The sequence below is a fragment of the Nocardioides sp. NPDC087217 genome (genome assembly GCF_044744805.1).
GTDB lineage: Bacteria > Actinomycetota > Actinomycetes > Propionibacteriales > Nocardioidaceae > Nocardioides.
On the sequence record NZ_JBIUZB010000001.1, the window covers coordinates 527,573 to 554,167 of the forward strand.

Here is a 26,595-nt window from a genome sequence, read left to right on the forward strand (position 1 = left end):
CGCAGCCCGGCTATTCCCGGGGCCTCGCCGCCACCTCATCCGTGCAGAGCGCGATAGGCAGACAAGGCGCCGGGATGGAGGGGGATCCGTCCCGTCTGGATCATCGTGGCGGGCTCCAGGTATTGAAGCCCTCGGACGAAGTCTGGGATCAGCAGGTCCGCACGGCTGACCATGACATCGACGATCTCCCGCGCCACTCGGTGCGGTAGGTCGCGGCGCGCCAGCAGCAGATTGGGAACGCCGATCGTCGTGCCACCCGAGGGAGGACCGTAGTCGACCGGTGGCACCTTCCGCGTCGAGTAGCGGTAGCCGGACTGTCGCGACATCGGGGCGGCGAGCGCCCCGATGTCGATCATCCGGAGCTGCCGCTCACGTCCCGCCTTGCTGATCGTGGGCGTCGGGATCCCGCCGGACCAGAACACGGCATCGACGTCGTCCTCGAGCAGCCGGTCCAGACCGGCAGCCAGCCCCATGTACCTCACCGTGAGATCGCGGGTCTGCAGACCGGCTGCTCCCAGGAGCACGACAGCGGTCACGGCGGCACCGGACCCGGCGGCCCCGAGCACGACGCGCCGGCCGCGAAGGTCGCCGACCTCGCGGATCGGACTGTCGTCGGTCACGAGGAGCTGCAGATAGTTCTCATAGATGCGCGCCAACGCCATCGGACGCGCTGATTCGGGCATGTCGGCGACGGTCCGGTCGAGGCCGTCCTCGAGCGCGAGCCCGAGCGCGGCCTCGCCGTCTCCGAGGAGACGTACGTTGTCGAGGCTTCCCTCCGTCGACAGGACCGTCGGTTCCAGCCCAGGGCTCACGGCGCGCAGCTGATCGGCGAGCAGGCCAGCGAAGACCGCATAGGTCCCGTACTCCGTGCCCGCCGCGATCGTGACGGGTGACGTCGCGGTGTCGCGGCATCCCGCCAAGGACGCCACGGCCGGCGCGACGGCGGCGGCGGTGACCGTCCGCACCAACGTCCGCCTGGTCAGCTGCCCACCCGGCCAGGTCACGACGCGACCCGCAGTGAGAACTCGGCGATCGTCCCGACCGGTTCGGCGGGCCGCAGGCGTACGCGACCACCGTTGGCGCTCGCGAGCTCCTCGGCGATCGCCAGTCCGAGGCCGGATCCCGTCCGCTGGCCACCGGACCGCCAGAACCGCTCGGTCGCCAGGTGCCACTCGTCGGGTTCGAGCCCCGGCCCGTCGTCACGGACCCAGCCGACGACCCCGTCGGCGGTCTCGGTCGCCGAGAGCTCGACGTGGGCGCCCGGACCGGCATAGCGGATGGCGTTGTCGATGAGGACGTCGAGGATCTGGTCGAGCACCCCGGCCACCTCCACCTCCGGCAGGTCTCCGGTGATCGCCAAGGACTGCCCCGCCGCTTCCGCGGCCGGCCGCCAGGCCTCCACGCGCTCGCGGGTGACGGTGCCCACGACCTGATTCGGGACCGTGGCGCCTCCACCGGTACGGGCCGCCCCGGCCTCCTGGGCCCGCGCGAGCGACATCAGCTGGTCGAGGAGCGTCTCCAGGCGCTCTAGCTCCTTGGTCAGACCCGCATAGGCCCGCTGGCCGGTGCTGTTCACATGTGACTCCAGTCCGTCGGCTCGCAGCCGCAGCGCCGCGAGCGGGTTGCGCAGCTGATGCGACGCGTCGGCGACCAGCTGACGCTGCTGCTCCAGGGACCTCTCGACGGCGGCACCCATGCGGTTGAACTCTGCGACCAGACCGCGAAGCTCCGCCGGGCCGGTCGCGAGCACATCCGCGCTGCGGTCCCCATGCGTGATCGTTCGCGCCGCTGCCTCGAGCGAGTGCACCGGACGCATGGTCCATCGCGACAGCCGCCTGGTCAGCGCCGCGGCCACCAGCAGGAGCGCCAGCGCCCCGACCGCGATGAGCGCCCAGTCCCGCCTGATCTGTGCGGCGGCGGCCGAGGTGTCGACGCGAGTCAGCGCGTACGACCTGACCTCGCCGTCCTCGCGCCCCGGCGCTCCGCGCAGCGGGTCCGCGGTGGTCCAGGGCAGGATCCGACGCATCGCGACGGGAGGCACGCCCACCAGTCCGATCCGCAGCGCTCCGCGGACGGAGGCGGCGCCGGCGTCGAGGTCGCCTGCGAGCGAGAGCTCTTGGCCGTCGGCATCGACGACGAGGACCGGTTCGCCGTAGACGTCGTGGTAGCGATCGACGAGCTCTGCGACCGGCTGGCCGGAGGCCGCGGCCTCCGCGATCACCGCCATCTGCCGGTCCCGCTCGGACGCGAGCCGGGCGGTCCGCCGGTCGGCGAGCGTGGTCGCCAGCGGAAACGCCAGTGCCAGGAGCGTCCCGAGCAGGAGCAGGCCGACGACGAGCTGTACCCGACGCTCCATCATCGACGTCTCCCCTTCTCGATCAGCCGAGCCGGAAGCCGTAGCCGCGCACCGTGTGCAGCGGCAGGTCCCGACCCAGCTTGCTGCGGAGCGCGGTCACGAAGAAGTCCAGCGACCGCGACTTGCCGACCGCCGGCGTACCCCACACCTGGAGCAGCAGCTCGTCGCGGCTCACCGCCTCGCCGGTGCGGGCGATCAGCGCGGCCAGCAGATCGAACTCCGTCGCGGTCACCGAGACCGGGGACCCGGCACGGTGAACCGTGCGCGCAGCGACGTCGACGCTCAGCTCGCCCAACGTGACCACACGCTCGGCCGGCCGCGGTTCGGCGGAGGCCATCCTGCTCCGCCGAACCAGCGCGTGGACACGCGCGAGCAGCACCGCCCTGCCGACCGGCTTCACCAGGTAGTCGTCGGCGCCGGCACGCAGGCCGAGGACGACAGACCCGTCACTGTCACGGGCCGTGAGCACGAGCACCGGAACCGTCGAGACCCGCCGCACCGTACGCAGGAAGTCGAGTCCATCCATGTCCGGCAGGCCGAGATCGAGCACCACCAGGTCGGCTCCGGCGATCTGATGCAGCCCGTCGTCGCCGCGGCTGCAGTGCGTCGTGGTCCACCCCACGTCCTGGAAGGCGTCCACCAACGCCTCCGCAACGCTCGGGTCGTCCTCGACCACCAGAATCCGCACGGAGCAAACCTAACGTGGTGCGGTGATCAGAGCGCGCCGGTGATGACCACGCGGACCTGATGCACTGCCAGTGCCAAGAAGGCGAGTGCGCACAGGCCCATCACCACGTTCGAGGAGATCCGGTTGCGCCATTCGCGCGGCACCCGGTCGGTGTTGAGGATCCACAGGAGCGTGATCGCGAGGAACGGCATGAAGAGCGCCCCGAGCACACCGTAGGCGAGGATCAGATAGACCGGCTGGTCCAGGAACAGGGCGATGATCGGCGGGAACGTCAGCCACAGGATGTACGCGCGGTACCAGATGCCGCCGGCCATCCGCTCGGGCGCGTCCTCGGGGGCCTTCCGCACGTGACCGGCGAAGTCGGCGAACATCAGGCTGACCCCGTGCCACACCCCCACCAGCGAGCTCAGCGCGGCGGAGAGGAAGCCGATCAGGAAGATCGTTCCGGCGGCCGGGCCGTACCGATCCTCGAGGACGTTCCCGATATCGAGCATCCCCTTGTCGCCGGTGTCGACCGCGATGCCGGCCGAATACAGCAGCTCGGCCCCGACGATGAGCGTGGAGACGACGAAGATTCCCGTCACGATGTACGCGACCGAGTTGTCGATGCGCATCACCCGCATGTACGCCGGGGTCGCCCAGCCCTTCTCCCGCAGCCAGTAGCCGTACGCGGCCAGCGTGATCGTGCCGCCGACACCACCGGCGACGCTCAGGATGTTGAGCAGCGACCCGTCCGGGATCCGAGGCACCAGGCCGGCGGCGAGCTCGGGCAGGTTGGGCACCGTGAGCGCGGCGGCGGCGACCATCGAGATGAACATCAGCAGCACCATGATGCTGAGAGCCTTCTCGAACAGTCCGTAGCGGCCGGTCCAGACCAGCGCGAGGCCGAAGATCCCGGCGATGATGCCCCAGGCCTTCACCGACAGCACCGGCACCAGGGCGTGGGCAGCGAGGCCGGTGCCCGACATGGCGGCGGCGCCGTACACGAACCCCCAGATGATGAGATACGGCCCGAAGTAGGCGTGGGTCCAGCGGCCCAGGCTGCTCCAGCCCTCGTAGATCGTGCGTCCGGTCGCCAGGCTGTAGCGGCCGGCTCCCTCCACGAGCACGACCTTCATCAGGCACCCGAGCACGACGGCCCAGAGCAGCGCATAGCCGTACTTGCTGCCCGCGATCATGGTGGCGACCAGGTCGGCGGCGCCGACACCGGTCGCGGCGACGACCAGGCCGGGTCCGATCAAGCGCCAGCGAGGGACGGCCCCTGCGGCCTTGTCATCGATGACAGTCATCAGTTGTAGCTCCTCGGTCTCTGCCGGGCTGGATCACCCGGCCGCGCTCGACTATGTGACGGTCGACACAGTCGCGTCCACGAGGAGAGGCCCTCAGAGGGATTTCCTTACACAACCCAACGAATCAGGCCCCGCCCGAGGCTCCACCGAGCGCCTGGTTGCCGACGACCGTCGCCAGCGCCAGGCGCTCGGCGTCCTCGGTGCCGGGCTCGGCGGTGTAGACCATGATCCGCAGGTCCTCGACCGCGACGGTCAGGGTGTCACAGTCGAGCGCGATCCGGCCGACGCTCGGATGGTCGATGATCTTGTGTCGCGCCGGTTCGTGGTGACGGGACGGTTCGGCACTCTCCCACAGGTCCGCGAAGCGGGAGCTCGCAGCGCGCAGGTCGGCGATGAGCCGTCGCAGCCGCTGGTCGGCGGGATAGCGAGCGGCGGTGAGCCTCAGGTCGGCGACCAGCCCCGCCTGCAGCGCCTCGGTCTCCGCCGGGGTGGCGACGGCCCGGCTGCCCGGACCGACGAAGTTGCGCCACACCGCGTTGCGCTCACGGCCCTGCCAGGTGGCGGTCGCCCCCATGAGCGCGTCGTACGCATCGTTGGCGTTCACCACGGTCCACGAGGCGTCATAGACGACGACCGGGGTGTGCGCCAGGCGGTCCAGGAGCCGCTGGACGCTCGGCGAGACTCGCGAGGACACCACCTCACGGCCGGGCGTGGCATGTCCGGCGAGGCGGAACAGCAGGTCGCGGTCGGCGTCCGGGAGCCGGAGCGCCCGGGCGAGCGCCTCGACCACCTGCACCGAGGGCGAGGTCGCTCGACCCTGCTCGAGCCGGGTCAGGTAGTCGACCGAGATGCCGGCCAGGTTCGCGACCTCCTCACGCCGCAGACCGGTCGCCCGGCGACGGCCACCGGCAGGCAGCCCGACCGCGGCGGGCGCCACGCGGTCGCGCCAGCGACGCAGCACCCGCCCGAACTCCGTTGACTCCATCTCACCAGTCTCCGCCATGGCGGAGCCGATGTCCTGGCCCTGCCAGTCCTACGAAAACCGGACCGCTTCCTGAACCCGCGCCGCCGGCGCAGCCTGGAGACATGACCACCACACTGATCACCGGGGCCAACAAGGGTCTCGGCAAGGAGACCGCCCGCCGCCTTATCGCCGCGGGGCACATCGTCTACATCGGGGCCCGCGACGAGGCCCGAGGCCGGGCCACCGCCGCCGAGCTCGGCGCCCGGTTCGTACGCATCGACGTCACCGACGACACGTCCGTCACCGCCGCGGCAGAGCAGGTCGCGGCCGAGGGCGGCATCGACGTACTCGTCAACAACGCCGGCGTCGAGCCGCGGCTGGTCGACAACGCCATCCCCACCGCAGCCGACGAGAGCGTCGAGGACGTACGCGCCACCTTCGAGACCAACCTGTTCGGTGGCCTCCGGGTAACCCAGGCCTTCGTCCCGCTACTGCTGAAGTCGCCGGCACCCGTCATCGTCAACGTCTCCAGCGGGCTCGCCTCGCTCGGCATGCTCAGCGACCCCGACGGCTTCACCCACTTCTACACGGGCCTGAGCTACCCCGCCTCCAAGGCCGCCGTCAACGCTGCCACCATCCAGCTCGCCAAGGCCTACCCGACCATCCGGGTCAACGCGGTCGAACCCGGCTTCACCGACACCGAGCTCAACGGCCACACCGGCACCCAGACCGTCGAGGAAGGCGCCGAGATCATCGTCCGGATGGCGCAGATCGGCCCCGACGGCCCGAGCGGGACGTTCGTCTCGAACCGCGGCCCGCTCCCCTACTGAACGTCGAGCTGACTCTCGAGCTGACTCTCCAGGAGCGGCAGTACGTCGGCGATGGAGGACACCGTGCGCGTCGGCCGGAACGGGAAGGTCTCGATCTGCTCGGGCCTGGTCGACCCGGTCTCGACGAGGATCGTGCGCATCCCGGCCTCGAGACCGCTGATGATGTCGGTGTCCATCCGGTCGCCGATCATCACCGTGGTCTCGGAGTGGGCCTCGAGCTGATTGAGAGCGCTGCGCATCATCAGCGGGTTCGGCTTGCCGACGTAGTAGGGCGCCCGGTTGGTCGCGGCGCTGATCAGCGCGGCGACGGAGCCGGTCGCGGGCAGCGTGCCCTGCGGGCTCGGCCCGCTCGGGTCCGGGTTGGTCGCGATGAACCGCGCGCCGGCCTCGATCAGCCGGATCGCCCGGGTGATCGACTCGAAGGAGTAGGTGCGGGTCTCCCCGAGCACCACATAGTCGGGGTCGTTCTCCGTCATCACATAGCCGACCGCGTGCATGGCGGTCGTCAGCCCCGCCTCGCCGACGACGTACGCCGAGCCGCCCGGCCGCTGGTCGGCGAGGAACTGCGCGGTCGCGAGCGCCGAGGTCCAGATCGACTTCTCGGGGACGTCGAGCCCGGAGCGGAGCAGCCTCACCCGGAGGTCCCGCGGGGTGTAGATCGAGTTGTTGGTCAGCACCATGAACGGCACCGACGCCTCGGTGAGCTTCGCCAGGAACTCGGCGGCGCCCGGGATCGGCTCCTCCTCACGTACGAGGACACCGTCCATGTCGGTCAGCCAGGTGTTGATGGGGCGCTCGTCGATCACGGGGACATCCTCGCTGATCGCGGCCCAACCGCCAACCGTTGTCGCCGACGCGTACGGCAACCGTCTTCAGCAGGGGCAGTGATCTGCACCACTCCTACTTTCCCCATCGGTCAATAGTCCTTTCGGACACCCCGGAATGGTCTGCGGCCGGATGTTCGCGCCCTCCGATCAGCGAAGACTGACACCGTCCCCGCACCATCCTCGGGAGGAAGAAATGAAACGCATCTCAATACCGCTCGCCGTCGCCGTCGTCTCGCTGGCGGCCACCCTGATCCCAGGGGTCTCGCTGGCAGGTCCGGCCGCGGCGCAGGCCGCGCCACCGGACAGCATCAAGTGGAACAAGTGCCCCGCCGAGATCTCTCCGGTGCCGATCCCGGAAGGGATGCAGTGCGGGACCCTGAAGGTCCCGCTGGACTACAGCGACCCCAACGGCCGGACGATCGATATCGCGGTCTCGCGCCTGCCGAGCAAGAAGCCCGACAAGCGGCGCGGCATCCTGGTCACCAACCCCGGCGGCCCCTCCGCCGGAGAGAGCTATCCGGCGATGCTCGTCGCGATCGGACTCCCACAGAGTGTCCGAGACAGCTACGACGTGATCGGCTTCGACCCGCGCGGGATCGGCCGCAGCACACCGGTGACGTGCGACCTCACCCCGGATCAAGTGCTCACAGGCAGCATCCCGCCGTACCCGCTCGACGCCGCCGATGTGGCCGAGCACGCGGCCGTGAGCAAGCAGATCGCCCAGCAGTGCGCGGCGTCCAAGACATCCCCGATGCTGCCGCACGTCAGCCCGGCCAACACCGCACGTGACATGGATCGGATCCGGGCCGCGCTGGGTGAGTCGAAGCTGTCGTACGCCGGTGCCTCCTGGGGAACCCACCTGGGTGCGGTCTACACCACCCTGTTCCCGCAGCGCAGCGACCGGATCGTGCTCGACAGCAACATGGGACCGGGTGGCTGGGACTACGCCGGCGACCGGCTGTGGTCGCAGGGCGTCGAGGACACCTTCCCGGCCTTCGCGAGGTTCGCTGCGGCGAACCACCGCGAGTACGACCTGGGTAAGACACCGGCGCAGGTGCGAGCGAAGTACTTCGAGCTCGCCGGGCAGCTGGAGAAGAAGCCGATCCCGACACCGGACGGCCCCTTCGACCATGTCGCGTTCCGGCTGATCAACTTCGGTCTGCTGTACGGCCCGACCCAGCTGCCGCTGCTGGCCGACATCTGGCAGGCCGTCGACGCGAACCAGCCGCCGCCACCGCTGCCCGGAGGCGGGGCCGTGACCGACGTGGACAACCTCATCTCCGGTCGCTATTACATGATCTGCAACGACGCGCGCTGGCCGTCGTCGGTTGCGACCTACCAGCGCAACGTCGCCGTCGACCGGATCAGGTACCCGCTGTTCGGTGCCGCCGGGGCCAACATCACGCCGTGCGCGTACTGGCCGGATCCCGCCGAACCGCAGGTCCGGATCACCGATCGGGGTCCGGCCAACGTACTGATGGTGCAGAACCTTCGCGACCCGGCGACACCGCTCGACGGCGCGCGGGAGATGCGGGCGGCATTGGGCAAGCGGGCCACCATGGTCACCGCCGATCAGAGTGGCCACGGCGTCTACCCGGGCGGCAGGAACCGCTGCGCGAACCACGTGGTGACGACCTATCTGACCACGGGCGAGCGGCCGTTGCGCGACTACCACTGCTCGGCCGACGCCGCACCCCGCGCCGCGACACCCTTCGGCGGCTAACTGGCCAGGTCTCCACCCGGCCAGCCATGAGATTGGCCGGGTGGAGACCGTCGACGGCGAGCCGGTGCTGGACCGGCCGGCCTGGCCGAGGTCGAGGCAGCGCGGGCCGACGGCCGCTGGGACAACCCCTGGACCTGAGCCTCAGCCGCGCTCGAGCCTCTTCCTCAACCCGTTGATCAGCGACCCCACGGCGAGCGAGAGCAGAGCCCGGACGATCGGCGCCGTGGGTCCGGCTCCCTTCGCCACCTCGACGGCAACGGTCCAGGTCAGCCGGGAGCCGGTCGGCGTCGACTCGACGACGTAGTCCTCCGCGAACCGGCGGATGCCGGGTCGGTTCGACTCGACGACCGCGAAGGTCATCCGCCGGTTCTCGTCCCAGCGGTAGAACTTCTCCCGCACCGTGGCCACACCGCCCATAGTGACCTCGCGAACCGTGCCGACGCCGTACGGTCGCGGGCCGACCCACCGCGTCTTCGTGGCACCAGGCCCCCACGAGACCACGGCGTCGTCGGCGGCCAGCGCCTCCCACAACGTCTCGACCGGAACGTCGATGTCGAGCACCTTCGTGGTGACCGCGCGTGCGGTCCCCAGGAAGTCGTCGTCGGCGGGAGCGAGGGGGTACCAGCGGGTCATGGGCCAACCTTTGTGAGCTCGAGAAGAGGACGACTACATCTTCGTCGATACACGATCGGCAGGACCGCAGCGGCGCGGCGAGACGATCAGGTCACGACGTGAGCAGGTCCATCAACGCCTCAGCCTCTTCGGCGCAGGCGCCGCAGGCCTTCAGATGCACCTGCATCGGAAGGTCCACGTGGCCCGGATCGGCCAGCAACTGCTCGACGTAGGTGTCGATCTGGTCGAAGCAGTCGTCGCAGGACAAGTAGGGATTGGTGTCGAGCAGCAGGCCGTCGAGAGCGGGAGCGGGCAGACGGCGGTTTCTGTCGGTCATGGCGCGCTCCGCAGGGACGATTCATCGAGATGGCCGCTGGCCAGCAGGGACGTACGTAGTCGCTGGCGGGCGTCGTGGAGTGTCTTGTACAGGGCGTTGCGATTGGTGTTGAGCCGCTCGGCGAGCACGTCGATCGGCACCTGATCGATCAGCAGCGCCAGTGTGACCCGCCGCTGGTGGGGTGTCAGGACGGTGGCGATCGCGGCCTGGACGGCCCGCGAGAGATCATCCGCCTGCACGTATCCCTCGGGAGCGCTGCCGTCGTCCGGGACCTCGAACGAGTCCGGAAGCGCGACCTCCCGATGCCGCCATGCCTGCCGCCGGACGGCGACGCCGGCGTGCAGGACGCCGAACTTGTAGACCCAGGTGCTGAACCGGCTTCGCCCCTCGAAGGTGGCGAGCTTGCCGAGCACCGCGACCAAGGCGTCGTCGGCAGCCTGCTGAGCCAGGTCCTCCAGGTCCGCCGGCCCCGCACCAGGCAGCTGACTCCGCAGGCGCCACACCTGATGCCGGGTTGCCCGCAGCAGCAGGTCATGGAGACTGCGCTGGGCGACATGCCCCGGAGTCCCGGGGTCGTTCAGGTCATTCACCCAGGGCTCGTCCGACGCTACGCCGATCTCAGCCATGCCACCCTGCACGATGTTCATGATCCCACCTCGCCCGGCGACGGATCCACGATCCTGACAGCCAGCTCCGGCGGGCACCCGCGATCCACCAGCTGCAGCAGCGCGTGCAGGTCGAGGCGTACGTCCGCGGCCACCTTCGAGGCCACGTCGTCCGGAAAGCCGGCGCCGAGCAGGCTTCGCCGACGCCACGCCACCGCCTCCTCGAAAGCTTGGCGTGAGCGCAGCGCGCGGTCCCGCTTCTGCAGCTTCATGACTGATTGGTGTCGCGTGCAGCGAGGTTCTTACCGGGCGAACCGAACTTCTTGGACGGCGGTAAGACGCGGACGAGTCGATGACACACATGAAGCAAAGGCACCCGGGATGTCCCGAACATCGCCTTCATCCGCCTCTCCGAAAGGGAGCACTCATGACCAGCCACACATCCGAGACCTCGATCACGAAGTCGATCGCCGAATCCTCCGGCAGCGACCGCGCCTTCTTCCTGCTGCGTACGGTCTTTGTCATCGCCCCGATCGCATTCGGACTCGACAAGTTCGCCGAGGTTCTCACCGATTGGGACCGCTACCTCGCGCCCTGGATCGACGACATCGTTCCCGGCAACGCGCACCAGGCGATGCTGGCGGTCGGCATCATCGAGATCATGGCCGGCGTCGTCGTCGCGATCATCCCTCGCTACGGCGCACTGCTGGTCGCTGCCTGGCTGGCCGGGATCATCGTCAACCTCGTCTCGATGGGCGAGTTCTACGACGTCGCTCTGCGCGACTTCGGCCTGCTGGTCGGGGCGCTCGCCCTCGCCGCCCTTGCCTTCGGCCGCAAGCGGAACGCTGCCTGATCGACCAGTGCGTCCCGGGCTCAGTCAGCCAGACGCAGGTCGCCCTCGGCCCGGGGCGGCAGGTTGGAGAGGGCGGCCTGGACGAGCGCGACGCGTGCCTTGACCGTGACCGCCCGGCGGAGCCGGCCGACGTCATCACCGATGTTGCGCTCGACGGATTCGCGGATCTGCTCCTCCGGGAACGTCGGGCGACCACCGACAGGGACATCGATGTCGGGGAGATCGGTGAGCACCGGGAAGATCTGGGTGCCGATGCTGTCCAGGAGCTTGAAGCGCTGGAAGCGGTCGGTCTCGTCCCAGACCTTGTCGATGTCGGCGCCGCCCTTGCGGAACCTCCGGCCGGAGGCCAGGACGGTCTTGGCCGTCCCGGTCAGGGCCACGGTGAGCTCATGCTCGGTCAATCGCATGACGCCAAGCATGCCCTCAACCGGTCCGGACATCTGCCCCGGGCTGATCACCGATCGATAACACCTGCTCCAGATAGTCAGACGCAGATGGTCAGGCGGCGTTGAAGGTCGCCGGGTCCGGCCCGGTGCGACCCTCGCTCTCCAGGTCGTCGATCGCGGCCAGGTCGGCGGCGGTGAGGTCGAACCCGAACACGTCGAGGTTCTGCGCGATCCGCGACGGGGTCACCGACTTGGGGATGACGATCCTGCCCTGCTGGAGGTGCCAGCGCAGGATCACCTGCGCAGGAGTACGACCGAGGCGGTCGGCGATCGCGGTGACCGCCGGGTTCTCGAGCATCGCGCCCTGTGCGAGCGGGCTCCAAGCCTCGGTCGCGATCCCGAGCCTGTCGTTCGCAGCGACCGTAGTGCGCTGCTGCAGCGCCGGGTGCAGCTCGATCTGGTTGACGGCCGGCACCGTGCCGCCGAGCGCGACGATCCGGTCGAGGTGCTCGGGCAGGAAGTTGGAGACGCCGATCGCGCGGACTCGCCCCGCGGCGTACAGCTCCTCGAGGCCCTGCCAGGCACCGACGTAGAGGTCACGCGCGGGAGTGGGCCAGTGGATCAGGTAGAGGTCGACCTGGTCGAGACCGAGGAGCTCGAGGCTCTTCTCGTACGCCTCGACCGGGCGCTCGTGGTCGGCGTTCCAGAGCTTCGTGGTGATGAAGAGGTCCTCGCGGGCGATGCCCGACTTCGCGAGCGCACGGCCCACGCCGGCCTCGTTGCCGTAGACCGCCGCGGTGTCGATGCTGCGGTAGCCGGCCGCGAGCGCGGCGGTCACGGCCGCCTCGGTCTCGTCCTCCGGCACCTGGAAGACGCCGTAGCCGAGCTGCGGCATCGCGATGCCGTTGTTCAGGGTGATGGTCGGAATGGTCATGAGGCTTCCTTCTCTGGGATGGGTGAGGTTCAGGCAGGGACGGGGACGGACGTACGCCGCTCGCCCCCGGGCGCGCGGACGGCGACCAGCAGGACGAGGAGACCGAGTGCGGTGACTCCCGCGCCCGCCCACAGCGGCGAGGTGTAGCCGAGCCCGGCGGCGAGGGTGAGGCCGCCGATCCAGGCGCCGAGCGCGTTGCCGACGTTGAAGGCGGCGATGTTGGCGCCGGAGGCGAGGGTGGGGGCCCGGTCGGCGTACCCCATGACCCGCATCTGCAGGGCCGGCACCGTGCCGAAGCCGACCGCGCCCATCAGGACCAGCGCGACGACGGTCAGCACCTGGCTGGTCGCGACGAGGGCGAAGCCGGCCAGGACGACGGTCAGGGCGGCCAGGAGCACGCCGAGGGTCTTCACCACGTCGCGGTCGGCGGCGCGGCCGCCGACGATGTTGCCGAAGAAGAGGCCGACACCGAAGAGGACGAGCAGCAGCGGGACCGTGCCGGAGGAGAAGCCGCTGACCTCGGTCAGGGTGAAGGCGATGTAGGTGAACCCGCCGAACATCCCGCCGTAGCCGAGCACGGTCAGGGCGATCGAGAACCAGACCTGCGGGCTGGCGAAGGCGGCCAGCTCGGTGCGTACGGCCGGGGTGGCCGCCTCGCTGCGACCGGTGTGGGCCGGGACCAGGAGGGCGATACCGATGAAGGCGATGATGCCGATGACGGTGATCGCCCAGAAGGTCGAGCGCCAGCCGGCGGCCTGGCCGAGCAGGGTGCCGAGGGGTACCCCGAGGACGTTGGCGAGCGTGAGGCCACCGAACATGAAGGCGATCGCGCTGGCCTTGCGCTCCGGGGCGACCAGCTGCGCGGCGACGACGGCGCCGATGCCGAAGAAGGCGCCGTGGCACAGCGCGGCGATGATCCGGCCGACCATCATCGTGGCGTAGTCGGGCGAGATCGCGGAGATCAGGTTGCCGAGGATGAACAGCACCATCAGGCCGAGCAGGGCGACCTTGCGGGGCACCCGGGTGAGCAGGAGGGTCAGGCCGACGGCGCCGATCGCGACGCTGAGGGCGTAGCCGGAGATGAGGTAGCCGGCGGTGGTCTCGCTGACCCCGAAGTCGGTGGAGACCTCGGGCAGCAGGCCCATGATGACGAACTCGGTGAGGCCGATGCCGAACCCTCCGATCGCGAGGGCTAGCAGTGCGACGGGCATGGATGACTCCTGAACGTGGACGGGTTGCGTCTGTCGATAGTCCGCGTGCGCAGTAGTTGCACACGCTTCGTATTTATAGTTGCACGCGCGCACTATCCGCGCAACTCGGGTATGCTGGAGGCGTCCACGAAGGAGGACCCCATGGGAATCGCTGACGACGCCGTCGAGATCCGCGCGCAGGGCTGGCGCACGCTGGCCGCCGTGCACGGCCTGATCGAGGCCGCGCTCGAGAAGGCGCTGCAGCGCGAGCACGGGCTGTCGGTCGTCGAGTTCACCGTCCTCGACGCGCTCAGTCGTCAGGACGGCTGGCACATGCGCATGCAACAGCTGGCACGCGCGGCGGCCCTCTCCTCCTCGGCCACGACCCGGTTGGTCACGCGCCTGGAGAACCGCGACCTCCTCACCCGGATCCTGTGCGCCGACGACCGCCGCGGGATCTACACCGAGCTCACGCCCGCCGGACGCGACCTGCTGAAGAAGGCCCGTCCGTTGCACGACGAGGTGCTGCGTACGGCACTGGACGAGGCCGCCGAGATCCCCGAGCTCGCGCCGCTCGTGCACGCGCTCGGGTCGTTGTCGCCGGCCCCGGCCTGATCGCGCGGCGTCAGGCCAGCCAGCCGTTGCGCCGAGCGGTGAGGGCCGCCTCGGTCTTGTTGCGGGTGCCGGTCTTGCCGATGGCCGCAGAGAGATAGTTGCGCACCGTGCTCGGCGAGAGGAAGAGCCGAGCGGCGATGTCGGCGATGCTCGCCCCGTCCTCGGAGGCCACGAGCACATCGCGCTCGCGCGCGGTCAGCGGGTTCGGGGCGGCGCGGAGCGTGGCCGCGGCCAGGCCGGGGTCGAGGACCGTCTCGCCGTGCAGCACCCGGCGGATCGCGTCGGCCAGCTCCTCGACCGGCCCGTCCTTGACCAGGAAGCCGACCGCGCCCGCGGCCATCGCCTGGCGCACGTAGCCGGGTCGGGAGAACGTCGTCAGGATCATCACCCGGCACTCCGGGAGCCGCGCGGTCAGCTCGCGCGCGGCCTCGAGCCCGCTGATCCCTGGCAGCTCGATGTCGAGCAGGGCCACGTCAGGGCGCACCTCGAGCGCCGTCGGCACGATCTCGGTGCCGGTCCCGACCTGGGCGACCACCTCGAGGTCGTCCTCGAGCCCGAGCAGCACGGCGAGCGCGCCGCGCATCATCGCCTGGTCCTCGGCGAGCAGGATGCGGATCACGATGCCGGCACCCTCGCCTCGAGGCGGAACCCGTCGGCCCCGGGACGTACGTCGAGGCGACCGTCGACCGCACGCAACCGCTGCCGCAGGCCCTCGAGTCCGCCTGATCTCTCGCTGGTGTCCACCGGACCGCCGACGCCGTCGTCGACGACGGCGAGCCGGAGCTCGCCGCCGTCCTCGGTGAGCTCGAAGCGGCAGCTCGCCGCCCCGGAGTGGCGGATCACGTTGGTCGCCCCCTCGCGTACGACCCAGGCGAGCGCCTGTCCGGCGATGTCGGGCACCTCGGTCCGGGCGGCGGCGATCGACGTACGGATCCCGGCGGCGTCGAGCGCGCGGCGCGCGCCGTCGAGCTCCTCGGCCAGGGAGAGCGTCTTCATCTGGTCGACGGCGGCCCGGACGTCGGCCAGGGCGGCGCGCCCGACCTCCTCGATGTCGGCCGCGTGCGCGGCGGCTGCCTCGGGGTCACGGGCCGCCAGGCGGCGTACGGCCTCGGCCTTGACGACCATCACGCTCAAGGTGTGGCCGAGCAGGTCGTGGAGGTCACGCGACATCCGGGCGCGCTCCTCTGCGACCGCCGCCCGGGCCAGCTCCTCGCGGGTGCGGCGGAGCTGCTCGACGGCCTCGACGAGGCGGAGGAAGGAGGTCGTGGTGACGCCGCTGAGGAAGGTGCCGCCGACGCTGAGCAGGTAGGCGTCGCCGATGCCCTCGATCACCGCGATCGACACCGCGACGCCGACCGTGGCCGCGACGATGGCGACCAGCAGGCGCCAGCCCCGCAGGACCGCCGGGGAGACGATGGCCAGCACGCCCCAGACCGTCTGCCAGCCCTCCCCCTGCATCGCGGCGAGCACGATCAGCGCGACGAGGACGGGCAGCAGGACCCGGACCCGGCCGCTGACCACGAGAGCGACGGCGGCCGCGGCGAGGGCCAGCACCAGGACCACCTGGCCGACGGCCGGAAGCACCTCGCCGGAGAGGTTGAGGAGCGGGAAGAGGAGCAGCACCGGCAGCCACACCAGCACCACGCCGTGGCGCTGGAGGTGACACCTCAGGCCGGACACGCGCGTCACTTTACCGTCGCCGCAGGCCGGCGATGACCACAACGGCCACGACGACGTGCAGGCTCGCGAGCCCCAGCCCGGCGGCTATGGTGAGCGCGCTGGTCGGTGTGATCAGCGAGAGCACGGCGATCCCGACGGCGAGCATCGTCCATCGCCGCGTCCCGCGCTCGGAACGGCCCTCCCACCAGCGCAGCAGCACACCCCCGGCCAGCGCGATGATCAGGCTGCTGACGATCACCGAACCGATCCCGATCTGCTGGCTGCCGCCACCCGACTTCACCTCGAAGTCCACGCCCCCGGCCTGGGTCCACAGCAGCCATACGACCGTCGCTGCCACGGCCGCGGTGGCCGCTATCCCGCCGATCCGCAGCCACCCGACCCGGGTGCGCTGCACGGTCTCGTTCGTCACGGTTGTCATCGCGATTCCTCCGTCTCCACCACCCACCGTGGGTGGTGTCTCCAGACTCGCGTTCGGAGGCACCCGGGCGTCAGATCTGATTGTCCGGACCCGACGGTGACAATTGTCAGTGGCCTCGTATGCCTAGGGTGGGAGCATGCGCATCGCCATCGTCGGCGGCCACGGCAAGGTCGCCCTGCAGCTCCATCCGATCCTCGCGGCCGCGGGCCACACCCCGGTCGCGCTCGTACGCAACGAGAGCTACCGCGCCGAACTCGAAGCGCTCGGGGCGGAGGTGGGCCTGCTCGACATCGAGAACCAGGACGCCGACGGGTTCGCCGCCGCCTTCGCGGGCTGCGACGCGGTGGTCTTCGCCGCCGGCGGCGGCCCCGACGGCAACATCGAGCGCAAGCGCACCGTCGACCTGGAGGGCTCGACCAAGTCGATCGCGGGCGCCAAGGCCGCCGGCATCCGGCGCTTCGTGCAGGTCTCGGCGATCAGCGTCGACGAGCCGGTCCCGGCCGATGCGGGCGAGGTGTGGAAGGCCTACGTCGAGGCCAAGCGCGACGCCGACATCGCCCTGCGCGACAGCGACCTCGCCTGGACCATCCTGCGTCCCGGTGGCCTCACCGACGAGCCCGCCACCGGGCGGGTCAAGCTGGCCGAGAAGGTCGACCGCGACACCATCCCGCGTGCCGACGTGGCCGCGGTCATCGCCGCCGTGATCGACGACGACGCCACCGTCGGCAAGCAGTGGGAGCTGGTCTCCGGCGACGCCTCGATCGACGAGGCCATCGCCGCCGTCCTCTGACCCCGGCGCTGACTCAGCGGAGACCCAGCAAGCCCTTGACGTACGCCGCCTGGCCGATGTGCTGGGCGGCGTCGTCGACGACGCTGACCAGCCTCACCGCGAGGGTGACGGGCGGGTCCCAGCGCTCATCGATGACGCGGGCGAGGTCGTCCTCGCTCAACGAGTCGACCAGCTCGATCGTGGCCGCGTGGACCGCCTGGTAGTAGCCCGTCAGCAGCTTCGGGTCCTCGAGCCGGAACGCCGCGACCTCCTCGGCACTCTGCCCGTATCCCATCGCTCTGGGCCGGTACGGCAGCCCGAACCGCTCCACCCAGCCCTCGCGCGCCCACACCTCGTCGGTGCCGGCGAGCGGCGCGATCTGGGCGTCCTCCATCCGGGCGATGTGCCACAGGATCCAGGCGATCGAGTTGGCGCGGTCGTAGGGCCGCCACAGCAGGTCGTCGACCGAGAGCCCGTCGACGATCGAAGGAAGGGTCTCCGCGATCCGGCCGAAGCCGTCCACGAGCAGTCGCTGGGGCCAGGTTTCGCTCATGCCTTCCGTTCTACACCGTCGAACTAGACCGTGTCCGGGAGGAGGCTCCGTGCCTCGCTCCACATCCGGGTCACGATGTCGGCGGCCGGCTCGGCCACCGCGCGCGCTGCGGCCTGTCCGGCCCAGTGGTTGGCCCGGTCGAGCGCCACCTCGGCGACGGGTTCGGGCGTTCCCTTGCGCCACCTGGCGACCAGCCTGCGCTGATGAGGGTAGGGCGCGGGCGACGGCGCGTCCGGAGCCTCCCAGGAGCGGACATAGCCCGTCGGGGCGGCGCGGCCGAGTCGGCCGGAGTAGGCCCGGGTGGCGACCGTGTCCTCCGGCGCGAGCCCGTCGAGCGAGGCCGCCCAGGCGTCGGCGATCGCGGTCTCCGGCGACCGCAGCAGCGCGGTGCCGACCTGCACGGCGCTCGCCCCGAGGGTCAGCGCGGCGGCGACCGCACGCCCGTCGGCGATTGCGCCCGTGGCGATGACCGGCACGTCGACCCCGTCGACGATGTGCGGCAGCAGAGCGAACAGCCCGACGGCCGTACGCTCCGCCGTCTCCGGCTCGAAGACCCCTCGGTGCCCGCCGGCCTCGAGACCCTGCGCCACGATGGCGTCGGCACCGGCCTCCTGCGCGGCGACTGCCTCGGCCAGGGTCGTGGCGCACGCGAACCAGGCGATCCCGGCCGCGTGCAGGCGGTCGACGTACTCCGGCGAGAAGAGCCCCATGATCGAGGAGACGGCCCTCGGTCGGGCGGCGAGCATCGCCTCGCACTGCTCCTCGAACGACGGCGCGGGCGGCTGCTCGGGGCCCGGCGTACCGAACCGGGCCAGGAACTCCTCTGCCGCCGAGATCCTGGCGGGGTCGTCATCGGCCGGGTCGGGGATCCAGATGTTCAGCTGGAACGGCCCCGCCGACAGCGACCGGAACTCGGCGGCCCACTCCGCGATCCGCTCCGGCGCGTCGAGCACCACCCCCGCCGCGCCCATCCCACCGGCGGCGGCGACCGCGGCCGCCGCCGCGGGCGGACAGGCACCCGCCATCGGCGCCTGAAGGATCGGCATCGAGAGGCCGTACGCCTCACAGAACTCCTGAGCACGTCGTCGAGCGGTCACGCCGGCCACGTTAGCGCGATCAGGTGGTCCCCAATCCGTGGCCGGCCAGGTTGATCAGGTCCACCGTGGTGAACTCGCCCGGAGTGGCCGCGGGGAGCGTCGGGCGCCAGGACGGGTCGTTGCGCAGGTAGGAGGTCGGGTCCATGGCGAGCAGCCCGAGGAACACCTCGGCGACGATACGGCCACCGACCGGCCCCAGGCGACGGCCGCCGGCGAGCAGCTCGGCCTCCTTGAGGATGTAGAACCACAACGGAGCAGGACCGCCACCGGGCAACCCCAGCTCGTCGCCGATCGGCGTGATCCCCATCTTGCGCGCCACCGCCCGCCCCGACGGCAGGCCCATGCGGGCACCACGAGTCAGGTTGCGCACCACGATCGAGCTCGGGTCCGCGGCGATCTCGGGAGGAAGGTCGGTCATCGGCGGCACCACCATGGTGTCGATGGCCCGCGTGGCCTGCGGCTGGACGCCACCGGGCCCGTCGAGGTCGAAGAACCGGTTCCACTCGACGGTCCAGAACGGCGGCAGGATCCGGAACCCGACGAAGTGCTTCAGCCTCAGGTCCTCCCCCGGAGTGGTCGCCTTGGTGAAGGTCGGCAGCGGCGGCACGGTGGTGTTGAGCTTGTAACGACCCCGCACCTGCGAGTGACCGAAGCGGTAGGCCGCGACGGAGAACTCGACCGGCATGAACGCCTTCCCCGACTTCGCCTCGTAGTGGTCGAGGCGGAGCCTCGGAACCGCACCGGTCTCGTCGAGCACGTCGCCGAGCATCGCCTGGCCGACCGTACGCCGCAGGAAGTCGTGCACGACCAGCCACTGGTAGTGCCAGCGGACCGTGCGCTGCGCCGCCTCGAACACCGTCTCGCTGTCCCGCTGCATCCGCGGGTCGGCGAGGACCATGTCCATTACGGCGTTGTGGAACTTCATCATGGTCAGCTGGAGCTGGCTGACGAAGGTGTTCTCGTCGTTGCGCGGGTCACCGATGATCGCGATGTCCTGCGCGTTGCGCGGCAGGTCGTCCTCGTTGTCGTGGCGGCCGATGAGCAGGTAGCCGGCGCGGCCGGGAGCCTTGTCGTACATGAACGCGTCGTCGGCGGGTCCCCGACCGTAGACGTTGTCGAGGTCGAAGGCCGGGGAACGGAAGGTGGTGAGCGCGTCCGGGTCGTTCCGCCTGGTCAGGCTGGAGACCGGGTCGAAGGTGATGTCATGGTCGATGAACTGGCCGAGGTAGGTGTAGCCGGCCGGGATGTCCGGGTTGTCCTTGGCGGCATCGCCAGGAGCGTTGTCGGTCATCATCTGGGCGATCTCCAGGATCCGCCCCTCGGAGGGTACGTAGGGGTTCAACCGGAACATCCGGCCGAACCTCCCCTCGAACAGCTGGGATCCGGGAAGGTAGGCGAGCCCCCGCTGCTCGCGGCCGTGGCCGCGGGCGTGCTGGTGCGGCGTACCGAATCCATGGGCGGAGCCGATCCGGTTGACGAGGTCCTCGGGTGCTCTGCCGTCCTGGTCTGCGACCTCGTCGGGCTTCTTCGGGCTCTTCTCGGTAGGTGGCTTGACTGGTGTGGACATGCGATCCCCATATGGGTTTCCGTGCACGAAGGTGGGCAAACAGGCGCGCCGCGCCCCGAGACCGGCGGTCATGGAATGAATGCCCTTCCACCGTGTCATGTGACCACATGGGCCGCATCCCCAGTATCTAGGGCAAGCCCTGGAGAATCCGCGTGCTGCGACCCCGCTCGTGCGGCAGGATCGGCCCATGCGCACACTCATCTACTCCGCGTTCGTGTCCATCGACGGCGTCGTCGACTCCCCCGGCGGCGGCTCCCCCTCCGAGCAGCACCGCAGCGGCGGCTGGACCTTCAAGGACATCGAGTTCCTGCCCGAGGCCTATGCGATCAAGGGCAGCGAGATGGAGGAGGCCGGCGCGCTGATGTTCGGCCGGCGCAGCTACGAGGCCTTCGCACCGATCTGGCCCGACATCGAGGACTTCACGGTGGTCAAGGAGATCCCCAAGTACGTCGTCTCGACCTCCCTCGGCGACGACGCCCTGGTCGACAACTGGGGCCCGCAGAACATCCTGAGGTCGCTCGACGAGGTCGAGAAGCTCAAGCAGGGCGACGGCGCCCCGATCCTGATCGCCGGCAGCGCCGAGCTCGCCCGCAACCTCTCCGACGCCGGCCTGATCGACCGCTACCACCTGCTCGTCTTCCCCGTCGTCCTCGGCGCCGGCAAGTCGATGTGGAGCGAGACCGACAAGGACAAGCAGCGCCTCGAGCTGGTCGAGTCGGAGACCTACGCCAACGGCATCATCAAGCTCGTCTACGACGTCCTCCGCTGACCTCGGTCAGGGGCAGCGCGCGTAGAGACGACGCGAGCCGCTTCCGTATGCCGTGGGATCGGTGAACGCGCAGCCGTAGTCGGGTGCGGCGACGGCTGCCCGGTCGAGCACGTCGTCGCCGGCCGGACGGTCACCGTGCTCGACCCAGTCGACGAGGTCGCCCCAGGCGGCCGAGGCCTCGGCGGGGCTGAACTCGCAGTGCCCGGCCGAGCGGATCGCCCGCTGCACGAGCAGACCGTCGCGGTGGTGGCGGGCCACCTCACGGGCATAGATCTGCTCCAGGGAGAACGGCACGAACATGTCGCCGAGGTTGTGCAGGCTCACCACCGGGGCGGTGGGACGGCCGGAGATCCGCGACGGGGCGTTGAGCCGGTGGCTGTAGCGCCCGGCCGGATCGGTGGGGTCCGCCCGCTCGATCTCGGTGTTGAGGTCGACCGGCGAGCTCGGGGTGTAGACGGTGTCCCGGTTGGTCGCCACCCGGCCGATGTTGAAGCCCAGCGTGCCACCGTCGTCCACCGACGGCAGCGTGAAGAGGAAGTCCTTCCACTGCCCGAAGGCCGCCACCGCGCCGGGCCGCGGACCGCCGCTGCGCTCGATGGTCATCGCCCGCAGCTGCTCGCCCTCCGGGGTCAGCGTGCCGCCGAGCCCGAGCCGCTCCTTGATCACCGGGACGTCGACGCTCTGGTAGTCCTTCGTGTAGGGGTAGGCGTCGTGGCCCGCGAGCGCCTGCGCGCCGAGGTTGTAGTCGACGAAGAAGTCGAAGAGCTCCACATCCCCCAGCTGCCCGCACATCGGCATCGCACCGTCGTAGAAGCCCGGATACTGCTCCAGCGACCGCCCGATCACATGGCCGCCCATCGACACCCCGGTCACATAGGTGCGGGTGGCCTTCCGCGGCAGCAGCTCGGAGGCGTACGTCGCCAGATCCCGGGTCGAGCGCACCCCGGCGCCCACGTCGTAGCCGTTGGTCGAGTAGCTCGACGCCGCCCAGGCGTACCCCTGCTCGAGGAACGTACGCCGCAGCCCGAACCCCGGTGTCTCGGGCGTCAGCGTGTAGCTGAGCCCGCGGTAGCCGTGGGCCCACATCACCAGCTCGCCGTTCCAGTCTGCCGGCACCTCGAGGATGTACGCGGCGTGCTCGTGCACGCCCTGGCGCACCGTCGTCTCCTGGCCATCGACGACGATCGGCGCGACCGGCGGGTTGCTGATCGTGTAGCCGGGAAGCGGCTGGTCACCGGGTGGTTCGGGGTCAGCGAGCGCCGTGCCGGTCGAGGCGACCAGAGCGGAAGCGGTCAGGAGCAGGGCGAGGAGAGCGGCTGACGCACGAGGCATGTCTCCGAGAGTAGGGCTCGCTGTGACTGGCGTCACAAGAACAGCGCACGATGTGCCTCGTGCACTGCGCACAACGACTCAGCGGCCGACGGCCTTCCGGATCGCGCCGAACGCCGCCCGGCCGACGCCCTTGACGCCCGCCGCGATGAAGGTCGTCCAGTCGAAGTAGTCGCGCCAGAGCACGATCTTGCCGTCACGCACCTCGAATGTGCCGCAGACCCAGAAATCGGCGGAGACCGAGCCGCGACTGAGCACGTCGATGCGCTCGGTGAGCACCACCGGGCCGTTGGCCGCGATGTTGATCATCCGGACCTCGAAGCCGGTGGCGTACTTCCCCATGACCCGCAGCTGGCGCCCGACGTCGGAGAGGCCACGCGCGGGCGGGAGGGGCACGTTCTGGTAGGTGACGTCGTCCGCACACAGCAGCAGCGCCGCGTCGACGTCGCCCGTCTCGAGGGCGGCCAGAAACTGCTCGACGATCTGGATCTCGGTCATGCCGCCACGTTATCGCTGTTCAGCCGCCAGCGGCGGGCTCAGGACCAGACAGTCCTGCCGGTGCAGCGCCGGGTCGTCGAGAAGCTCCTCGACGGCGACCCGTCCGCCTGGCACCCGACGCAGCGTGGTCGAGTCCTTCTCCTTCACGAACACGTCGCGCGTCCTGGCCAGCTCGGCGAGGTAGCCACGGTCCATGTGCTCGATCTCGAGCATCAGCGCCCAGTGCTCCGTGCCCTCCAGCGACCTCGCCGCGCCGTCGACGACCTCCCGCTCGAAGCCCTCCACGTCCACCTTCACGCAGAACGGACGCCGCTGGTCGCCGAGCACCTCGTCGAGCGTGGTGACCTCGACCTCCCGCAGCTGCCAACGGGCCGAGCCGTCGTGGCGCTCGTCGTAGAGCGACGACGTCCCCGACCAGGTCCGATCCACCGCGAACCGCGCGGCTCCGGGCTTGTCGGCGACGGCCTGCGCGCGCAGGTCGATGCTGATCCCGCGGGTCTCGAGCGTCTTGCGCAGGACCTTGTGCAGCGAGGTGTTCGGCTCGAACCCGATCAGCTCCACACCCTCGGGGATCTCCACCCCGACGAGCATCTCGCCGTAGTTCACACCGATGTCGATCACTGTCTGCCAGGGGTGCAGGCCGAGCGCCACCCGCCACAGCTCGAGCGAGCCCCGGATGATCCGCCCCTTGTTCGCGATCAGGCCCAGAGCCCGCGGATCCGTCGGCTTCACATAGATCCGATGCCCGTCTTCGGTCGTCGCGTACGCCATCTCGAGCACCTTCGCCTAGGGATCCAGCCGCCGTCGGCCGTCGCCGAACCCTAAAGTGCCTACGGAAACGCCAGCCGAACCTTTGGCAACGCGGATCAGGCCGCAAGCCTGTAGTCGACGAGTACGGCGCGCAGCATGTCCCTGCCTTGGCCCGATTGAACCACTTATAAACTCTTTGGACGCTCGGCCCTAGTTTCCCGCCATAGGAGTGCGCCACCTGTGACCCAATCGCCGAGTACGTCGCAGGAGCGCGACCTCTCGATGATCAAGAAACGGGGCCGCCGTGGAAAACCTGAGCCAAAGTACGGCACCGTCACGAGGTTCCCGTGCGCGGCGCACAAACACGACCTTCGGGCAGGTCTCCGGATCGGGAGACCTGCCCACCCTGCCTGCAGACGGATCCTTGCTAGGACTGCGCGAGCGCCAGCACGACAGTCACCAGGCCAGCAGCAGCAAAGTAGGTCATGAGAAGGATCCCGACGAAACTGAAGAAGAATTGAATCTGTCGAGTCATGAGCTAGAGCCTACCCCGCCGACCAGCGCTTCTTATTACAGGACTTACCTAGACACAACTGCGTGTACGCCGGATACACGCGGTAGTAGAACACAAACTCCTGCACTGGGGCACCCTTGATTCCCTGCTCGACAGTGAACCGCCACGTAATTCGGCAAGGGTGGCCAACGCAGTTCTTCTTGGAGTAGATGAAGGGTTTCTGCTTCACCTTGACACTCTCCAAGGGAGCAGCTGGGTTAGGGCGGCTTGGGAACGATATTCTCGGATTCGTTGCCCACTTCATGAAAGTACCGTTGTGGCAGGCGCGCTCACTAATCTCCACATGGTGGCCGGCGAACGCCGTTAGGCGAGTCGTGTTGTGGACGCGGCCCGAAGAGCCACACGCCGACTCCGTCTTGTACGCCTCCGCATGAACAGGCGAGGCAAGCGAAAAGACACCTAGAACCGTCGCAACAACTACGACGATGACCCTAGCAGTTGAACGCAAAATTCCCCCTGGATCTCTGAAGCAAGCAAACCCGAAACCTGACCAATGGGCATCGATAGCGGCTCCTCTAGCCACTTCGCCACGGTACGTGGATGCCAACCCGGCTTCGCAGAGAATAGCTCTGCATCTATTCGCATTGCAGGAACATCCCCAAGTGGCGGCGCTCGACGTCGATGCCTGATCGGCGCGGCTGCTTGGCAGTCTCCAATCGAACCTGATACGAGAACCGTTCGGTCAAGAACTACGCAGAACCGCGAAGCGGTTCGAGACCAGATTCCAGTCTACGTCACCCGGCCCTCGGGTCTTCATGCACTCACGATCCCGCGCAAGCCTCTCTTGCGCTCCGCACCTAGCGCTTCCAGCAGATCAGGAAATCTGCTCAACCAACGCATCGGCGATGTCCTCCATCGTGTTGCCCTCTTGGAACTGCTTCCCGTCGAGGAGGATGGTGGGAGTGCCGTTGACTCCGCTGTCGGCGGCCGCCCGTGTGGCAGCATCAGCCCACGCCTTGCCGTCAAGACTCTCGATACGGTCCTTGACAGCGGCCTCGGACGCACCCGCTTCGACGGCGAGGTCGACGAGGTTGGCGGCTTCAGGAAAGGGGCCAGACTCGCTGGGCTGGTTCTCGAAGAGCAAGTCGTGGAACTTCTTGGCGACCTCGCTACCGGCCTCCTCCTGGACGACCGCGAATGCCGAGGTGGCGAGCTCGGAGTAAGGGCCAAGCCTCGAGAGGAGCACGAACGGGCGGTAGTCGACCTGCACCTTGCCGTCGGCCGCGAGCTCGGCGAGGTCCTCGCGGGTGGCAGCCTCGAACTCAGCGCAGTAGGGGCACAGGAAGTCCTCGTAGATGACGACCTTGTGAGGCGCATCGTCGGGACCGATCACCAGGCCGTGCTCGCTGCTACCGGCCTCGACGGCGGTGACCTTGTCGTCGCCGGAGCGGTTCACGCTGAACCAGACGAGCCCACCGATGATCACCGCGATGGCGACGACGACCGCCGCGACGGTGAGGATCGACTTGCGGGCCTGCTTCTTGCGCAGAGCCTCCAGCTCCGCGGCGGCCTTGGCAGCGCGGGCCTCACGCTTCTCCTTGCGCGAGGGGCTGCTGGCTGAATCCGTGCTCATGGAACCAACATAGGGCGGTCTCCTGAGCGCAGGCTGAAACCACGCCATGGGAACCGTTATCACATCGTCTCCTAACCCTCCGCGAAGCCGCTGAGCAGCAGCGTTATGGTGCTGCGGTGGCTTCACTGAACGAACGTCTGGTCTGGATCGACTGCGAGATGACCGGGCTGTCCCTCGAGCACGATGCGCTCATCGAGGTGGCAGCCCTCGTCACCGACTTCGATCTCAACGTGCTCGGCGACGGGGTCGACATCATCATCAAGCCCCCGGCCGAGGCGCTGGAGCAGATGGACGACTTCGTACGCGACATGCACACCAAGTCCGGCCTGCTGGTCGAGCTCGAGAACGGTGTGCCGATGCGCGAGGCGGAGGAGCAGGTCCTGGCGTACGTCTGGGAGCACTGCGGCAAGGACTCCCGGCCGCCGCTGGGCGGCAACACGGTGGCCACCGACCGCAACTTCCTGGCCCGCGACATGCCCGAACTGGAGGGCTTCCTCCACTACCGCAACGTCGACGTCTCCTCGATCAAGGAGCTGTCGCGCCGCTGGTTCCCGCGGGCCTACTTCTCGGCGCCTCCCAAGCGCGGCAACCACCGCGCCCTGGCCGACATCCAGGAGTCGATCGAGGAGCTTCGCTACTACCGCGAGGCGGTCTTCGTGCCGATGCCCGGCCCGGACTCCGAGGCGGCGAAGGAGATCGCCGGCCGGCACGGAGCCTCGATCACCGGCCTCGGCGACCCGGTGGCCACCCCCGATTCCACAGATCCGGCCTGATTCCCCTATGATTCTTGCTGGCTCGAACATGCGCTG

General features: G+C 69.4%; 30 protein-coding genes. 7 read left to right on the forward strand and 23 right to left on the reverse strand.

The window, feature by feature from the left end:
* Positions 1-35 precede the first annotated feature (35 nt).
* From ACIO3S_RS02715 to ACIO3S_RS02735, 5 genes are all read right to left on the reverse strand, one after another.
* Positions 36-1,004 carry a TAXI family TRAP transporter solute-binding subunit gene (locus ACIO3S_RS02715; protein WP_400459112.1) on the reverse strand — a complete coding sequence of 323 codons (969 nt, stop codon included), beginning with the start codon at positions 1,002-1,004 and terminating at the stop codon, positions 36-38.
* Positions 1,001-2,359, reverse strand: a complete 1,359-nt coding sequence (locus ACIO3S_RS02720; RefSeq protein ID WP_400459115.1) for a sensor histidine kinase — start codon at positions 2,357-2,359, stop codon at positions 1,001-1,003. Before ACIO3S_RS02720 ends, ACIO3S_RS02715 begins: the two co-directional genes overlap by 4 nt.
* Before the next feature lie 19 nt (positions 2,360-2,378).
* Positions 2,379-3,044, reverse strand: coding sequence for a response regulator transcription factor (locus ACIO3S_RS02725; RefSeq protein WP_160024960.1), 666 nt, complete (start codon positions 3,042-3,044; stop codon positions 2,379-2,381).
* Between the two features lie 26 nt (positions 3,045-3,070).
* Positions 3,071-4,333, reverse strand: coding sequence for an Nramp family divalent metal transporter (locus ACIO3S_RS02730; protein ID WP_400459119.1), 1,263 nt, complete (start codon positions 4,331-4,333; stop codon positions 3,071-3,073).
* A 124-nt stretch (positions 4,334-4,457) separates the two neighbouring features.
* Complete coding sequence (locus ACIO3S_RS02735) at positions 4,458-5,318, reverse strand: helix-turn-helix transcriptional regulator (RefSeq protein ID WP_400459122.1); 861 nt, start codon at positions 5,316-5,318, stop codon at positions 4,458-4,460.
* A gap of 101 nt (positions 5,319-5,419) precedes the next feature.
* Here ACIO3S_RS02735 and ACIO3S_RS02740 point away from each other — a divergent pair, with 101 nt between their 5' ends.
* The gene (locus ACIO3S_RS02740) at positions 5,420-6,127 is read left to right on the forward strand and encodes an SDR family NAD(P)-dependent oxidoreductase (protein ID WP_400459125.1); all 708 of its coding nucleotides are present in this window, start codon (positions 5,420-5,422) and stop codon (positions 6,125-6,127) included.
* On the opposite strand, the gene ACIO3S_RS02745 is transcribed toward ACIO3S_RS02740, so the two are convergent.
* On the reverse strand, positions 6,121-6,894 hold the full coding sequence (locus ACIO3S_RS02745) for an HAD-IIA family hydrolase (RefSeq protein WP_400461056.1): 774 nt from the start codon (positions 6,892-6,894) through the stop codon (positions 6,121-6,123). The two genes, ACIO3S_RS02740 and ACIO3S_RS02745, sit on opposite strands and share 7 nt — an antisense overlap.
* A gap of 253 nt (positions 6,895-7,147) precedes the next feature.
* Between ACIO3S_RS02745 and ACIO3S_RS02750 the strand changes: the two genes are divergently transcribed.
* A complete protein-coding gene (locus ACIO3S_RS02750) occupies positions 7,148-8,677 on the forward strand; it encodes an alpha/beta hydrolase (RefSeq protein ID WP_400459128.1) in 1,530 nt (509 codons plus the stop codon).
* Positions 8,678-8,818: 141 nt separating this feature from the next.
* On the opposite strand, the gene ACIO3S_RS02755 is transcribed toward ACIO3S_RS02750, so the two are convergent.
* The 4 genes from ACIO3S_RS02755 to ACIO3S_RS02770 all read right to left on the reverse strand — a co-directional run bounded on the left by ACIO3S_RS02755 (position 8,819) and on the right by ACIO3S_RS02770 (position 10,503).
* Positions 8,819-9,310, reverse strand: coding sequence for an SRPBCC family protein (locus tag ACIO3S_RS02755; RefSeq protein WP_400459132.1), 492 nt, complete (start codon positions 9,308-9,310; stop codon positions 8,819-8,821).
* Positions 9,311-9,401: 91 nt separating this feature from the next.
* Entirely contained in the window at positions 9,402-9,626 is a 225-nt protein-coding gene (locus tag ACIO3S_RS02760) for a hypothetical protein (protein ID WP_400459135.1), read from the reverse strand.
* Entirely contained in the window at positions 9,623-10,273 is a 651-nt protein-coding gene (locus tag ACIO3S_RS02765; RefSeq protein WP_400459138.1) for an RNA polymerase sigma factor, read from the reverse strand. Before ACIO3S_RS02765 ends, ACIO3S_RS02760 begins: the two co-directional genes overlap by 4 nt.
* Positions 10,270-10,503 carry a hypothetical protein gene (locus ACIO3S_RS02770; protein WP_400459141.1) on the reverse strand — a complete coding sequence of 78 codons (234 nt, stop codon included), beginning with the start codon at positions 10,501-10,503 and terminating at the stop codon, positions 10,270-10,272. Before ACIO3S_RS02770 ends, ACIO3S_RS02765 begins: the two co-directional genes overlap by 4 nt.
* 155 nt (positions 10,504-10,658) lie before the next feature.
* On the opposite strand from ACIO3S_RS02770, the gene ACIO3S_RS02775 reads away from it, so the two are divergent.
* A complete protein-coding gene (locus tag ACIO3S_RS02775; protein ID WP_400459144.1) occupies positions 10,659-11,084 on the forward strand; it encodes a hypothetical protein in 426 nt (141 codons plus the stop codon).
* A 20-nt stretch (positions 11,085-11,104) separates the two neighbouring features.
* On the opposite strand, the gene ACIO3S_RS02780 is transcribed toward ACIO3S_RS02775, so the two are convergent.
* The 3 genes from ACIO3S_RS02780 to ACIO3S_RS02790 all read right to left on the reverse strand — a co-directional run bounded on the left by ACIO3S_RS02780 (position 11,105) and on the right by ACIO3S_RS02790 (position 13,615).
* Positions 11,105-11,491, reverse strand: coding sequence for a hypothetical protein (locus ACIO3S_RS02780; RefSeq protein ID WP_160024970.1), 387 nt, complete (start codon positions 11,489-11,491; stop codon positions 11,105-11,107).
* A gap of 91 nt (positions 11,492-11,582) precedes the next feature.
* On the reverse strand, positions 11,583-12,404 hold the full coding sequence (locus ACIO3S_RS02785) for an aldo/keto reductase (protein ID WP_400459148.1): 822 nt from the start codon (positions 12,402-12,404) through the stop codon (positions 11,583-11,585).
* 29 nt (positions 12,405-12,433) lie between these two features.
* On the reverse strand, positions 12,434-13,615 hold the full coding sequence (locus ACIO3S_RS02790) for an MFS transporter (protein ID WP_400459151.1): 1,182 nt from the start codon (positions 13,613-13,615) through the stop codon (positions 12,434-12,436).
* Positions 13,616-13,756: 141 nt separating this feature from the next.
* Between ACIO3S_RS02790 and ACIO3S_RS02795 the strand changes: the two genes are divergently transcribed.
* Positions 13,757-14,209 (forward strand): MarR family winged helix-turn-helix transcriptional regulator, encoded by a 453-nt coding sequence (locus ACIO3S_RS02795; protein ID WP_400459154.1) that lies wholly within the window; start codon positions 13,757-13,759, stop codon positions 14,207-14,209.
* Between the two features lie 10 nt (positions 14,210-14,219).
* On the opposite strand, the gene ACIO3S_RS02800 is transcribed toward ACIO3S_RS02795, so the two are convergent.
* Genes ACIO3S_RS02800 through ACIO3S_RS02810 form a run of 3 tightly spaced genes read right to left on the reverse strand, consistent with a single transcriptional unit; the run spans position 14,220 to position 16,307 of the window.
* A complete protein-coding gene (locus ACIO3S_RS02800) occupies positions 14,220-14,828 on the reverse strand; it encodes a response regulator (protein WP_400459157.1) in 609 nt (202 codons plus the stop codon).
* Positions 14,825-15,889: a sensor histidine kinase gene (locus ACIO3S_RS02805; protein WP_400459160.1), complete on the reverse strand. Its 1,065-nt coding sequence runs from the start codon at positions 15,887-15,889 to the stop codon at positions 14,825-14,827. Before ACIO3S_RS02805 ends, ACIO3S_RS02800 begins: the two co-directional genes overlap by 4 nt.
* Before the next feature lie 10 nt (positions 15,890-15,899).
* Positions 15,900-16,307: a DUF6069 family protein gene (locus tag ACIO3S_RS02810; RefSeq protein WP_400459163.1), complete on the reverse strand. Its 408-nt coding sequence runs from the start codon at positions 16,305-16,307 to the stop codon at positions 15,900-15,902.
* Positions 16,308-16,443: 136 nt separating this feature from the next.
* Here ACIO3S_RS02810 and ACIO3S_RS02815 point away from each other — a divergent pair, with 136 nt between their 5' ends.
* The gene (locus tag ACIO3S_RS02815) at positions 16,444-17,097 is read left to right on the forward strand and encodes an NAD(P)H-binding protein (protein ID WP_400459166.1); all 654 of its coding nucleotides are present in this window, start codon (positions 16,444-16,446) and stop codon (positions 17,095-17,097) included.
* Positions 17,098-17,110: 13 nt separating this feature from the next.
* On the opposite strand, the gene ACIO3S_RS02820 is transcribed toward ACIO3S_RS02815, so the two are convergent.
* Genes ACIO3S_RS02820 through ACIO3S_RS02830 form a run of 3 tightly spaced genes read right to left on the reverse strand, consistent with a single transcriptional unit; the run spans position 17,111 to position 20,293 of the window.
* Positions 17,111-17,629, reverse strand: a complete 519-nt coding sequence (locus ACIO3S_RS02820) for a DUF664 domain-containing protein (RefSeq protein ID WP_400459169.1) — start codon at positions 17,627-17,629, stop codon at positions 17,111-17,113.
* Positions 17,630-17,652: 23 nt separating this feature from the next.
* Positions 17,653-18,726, reverse strand: a complete 1,074-nt coding sequence (locus ACIO3S_RS02825) for an NAD(P)H-dependent flavin oxidoreductase (RefSeq protein WP_400459172.1) — start codon at positions 18,724-18,726, stop codon at positions 17,653-17,655.
* 19 nt (positions 18,727-18,745) lie between these two features.
* Positions 18,746-20,293 carry a heme peroxidase family protein gene (locus ACIO3S_RS02830; protein ID WP_400459174.1) on the reverse strand — a complete coding sequence of 516 codons (1,548 nt, stop codon included), beginning with the start codon at positions 20,291-20,293 and terminating at the stop codon, positions 18,746-18,748.
* Positions 20,294-20,480: 187 nt separating this feature from the next.
* Between ACIO3S_RS02830 and ACIO3S_RS02835 the strand changes: the two genes are divergently transcribed.
* A complete protein-coding gene (locus ACIO3S_RS02835; RefSeq protein ID WP_400459177.1) occupies positions 20,481-21,062 on the forward strand; it encodes a dihydrofolate reductase family protein in 582 nt (193 codons plus the stop codon).
* Between the two features lie 6 nt (positions 21,063-21,068).
* Here the strand turns inward: ACIO3S_RS02835 and ACIO3S_RS02840 are convergent, their stop codons facing one another.
* The 4 genes from ACIO3S_RS02840 to ACIO3S_RS02855 form a co-directional block, all read right to left on the reverse strand.
* A complete protein-coding gene (locus tag ACIO3S_RS02840) occupies positions 21,069-22,394 on the reverse strand; it encodes a hypothetical protein (RefSeq protein ID WP_400459180.1) in 1,326 nt (441 codons plus the stop codon).
* A gap of 78 nt (positions 22,395-22,472) precedes the next feature.
* On the reverse strand, positions 22,473-22,889 hold the full coding sequence (locus ACIO3S_RS02845) for a limonene-1,2-epoxide hydrolase family protein (RefSeq protein WP_400459182.1): 417 nt from the start codon (positions 22,887-22,889) through the stop codon (positions 22,473-22,475).
* Between the two features lie 9 nt (positions 22,890-22,898).
* A complete protein-coding gene (locus tag ACIO3S_RS02850; protein WP_400459184.1) occupies positions 22,899-23,660 on the reverse strand; it encodes an FkbM family methyltransferase in 762 nt (253 codons plus the stop codon).
* A gap of 1,367 nt (positions 23,661-25,027) precedes the next feature.
* Positions 25,028-25,786, reverse strand: coding sequence for a DsbA family protein (locus tag ACIO3S_RS02855; RefSeq protein ID WP_400459186.1), 759 nt, complete (start codon positions 25,784-25,786; stop codon positions 25,028-25,030).
* A gap of 125 nt (positions 25,787-25,911) precedes the next feature.
* Here ACIO3S_RS02855 and orn point away from each other — a divergent pair, with 125 nt between their 5' ends.
* A complete protein-coding gene (gene orn, locus ACIO3S_RS02860) occupies positions 25,912-26,559 on the forward strand; it encodes an oligoribonuclease (RefSeq protein WP_350842792.1) in 648 nt (215 codons plus the stop codon).
* The last annotated feature ends 36 nt before the right edge of the window (positions 26,560-26,595 follow it).

Coding starts and splice junctions, on each gene's coding strand:
- ACIO3S_RS02770 (WP_400459141.1), bottom strand. CDS start 10,503: ATGAAGCTGCAGAAGCGGGACCGCGCGCTGCGCTCACGCCAAGCTTTC.
- ACIO3S_RS02810 (WP_400459163.1), bottom strand. CDS start 16,307: ATGACAACCGTGACGAACGAGACCGTGCAGCGCACCCGGGTCGGGTGG.
- ACIO3S_RS02755 (WP_400459132.1), bottom strand. CDS start 9,310: ATGACCCGCTGGTACCCCCTCGCTCCCGCCGACGACGACTTCCTGGGG.
- ACIO3S_RS02820 (WP_400459169.1), bottom strand. CDS start 17,629: ATGAGCGAAACCTGGCCCCAGCGACTGCTCGTGGACGGCTTCGGCCGG.
- ACIO3S_RS02830 (WP_400459174.1), bottom strand. CDS start 20,293: ATGTCCACACCAGTCAAGCCACCTACCGAGAAGAGCCCGAAGAAGCCC.
- ACIO3S_RS02740 (WP_400459125.1), top strand. CDS start 5,420: ATGACCACCACACTGATCACCGGGGCCAACAAGGGTCTCGGCAAGGAG.
- ACIO3S_RS02775 (WP_400459144.1), top strand. CDS start 10,659: ATGACCAGCCACACATCCGAGACCTCGATCACGAAGTCGATCGCCGAA.
- ACIO3S_RS02765 (WP_400459138.1), bottom strand. CDS start 10,273: ATGAACATCGTGCAGGGTGGCATGGCTGAGATCGGCGTAGCGTCGGAC.
- ACIO3S_RS02815 (WP_400459166.1), top strand. CDS start 16,444: ATGCGCATCGCCATCGTCGGCGGCCACGGCAAGGTCGCCCTGCAGCTC.
- ACIO3S_RS02730 (WP_400459119.1), bottom strand. CDS start 4,333: ATGACTGTCATCGATGACAAGGCCGCAGGGGCCGTCCCTCGCTGGCGC.
- ACIO3S_RS02795 (WP_400459154.1), top strand. CDS start 13,757: ATGGGAATCGCTGACGACGCCGTCGAGATCCGCGCGCAGGGCTGGCGC.
- ACIO3S_RS02745 (WP_400461056.1), bottom strand. CDS start 6,894: ATGGACGGTGTCCTCGTACGTGAGGAGGAGCCGATCCCGGGCGCCGCC.
- ACIO3S_RS02835 (WP_400459177.1), top strand. CDS start 20,481: ATGCGCACACTCATCTACTCCGCGTTCGTGTCCATCGACGGCGTCGTC.
- ACIO3S_RS02840 (WP_400459180.1), bottom strand. CDS start 22,394: ATGCCTCGTGCGTCAGCCGCTCTCCTCGCCCTGCTCCTGACCGCTTCC.
- ACIO3S_RS02735 (WP_400459122.1), bottom strand. CDS start 5,318: ATGGAGTCAACGGAGTTCGGGCGGGTGCTGCGTCGCTGGCGCGACCGC.
- ACIO3S_RS02750 (WP_400459128.1), top strand. CDS start 7,148: ATGAAACGCATCTCAATACCGCTCGCCGTCGCCGTCGTCTCGCTGGCG.
- ACIO3S_RS02760 (WP_400459135.1), bottom strand. CDS start 9,626: ATGACCGACAGAAACCGCCGTCTGCCCGCTCCCGCTCTCGACGGCCTG.
- ACIO3S_RS02780 (WP_160024970.1), bottom strand. CDS start 11,491: ATGCGATTGACCGAGCATGAGCTCACCGTGGCCCTGACCGGGACGGCC.
- ACIO3S_RS02785 (WP_400459148.1), bottom strand. CDS start 12,404: ATGACCATTCCGACCATCACCCTGAACAACGGCATCGCGATGCCGCAG.
- ACIO3S_RS02845 (WP_400459182.1), bottom strand. CDS start 22,889: ATGACCGAGATCCAGATCGTCGAGCAGTTTCTGGCCGCCCTCGAGACG.
- ACIO3S_RS02855 (WP_400459186.1), bottom strand. CDS start 25,786: ATGAGCACGGATTCAGCCAGCAGCCCCTCGCGCAAGGAGAAGCGTGAG.
- ACIO3S_RS02850 (WP_400459184.1), bottom strand. CDS start 23,660: ATGGCGTACGCGACGACCGAAGACGGGCATCGGATCTATGTGAAGCCG.
- ACIO3S_RS02790 (WP_400459151.1), bottom strand. CDS start 13,615: ATGCCCGTCGCACTGCTAGCCCTCGCGATCGGAGGGTTCGGCATCGGC.
- ACIO3S_RS02720 (WP_400459115.1), bottom strand. CDS start 2,359: ATGATGGAGCGTCGGGTACAGCTCGTCGTCGGCCTGCTCCTGCTCGGG.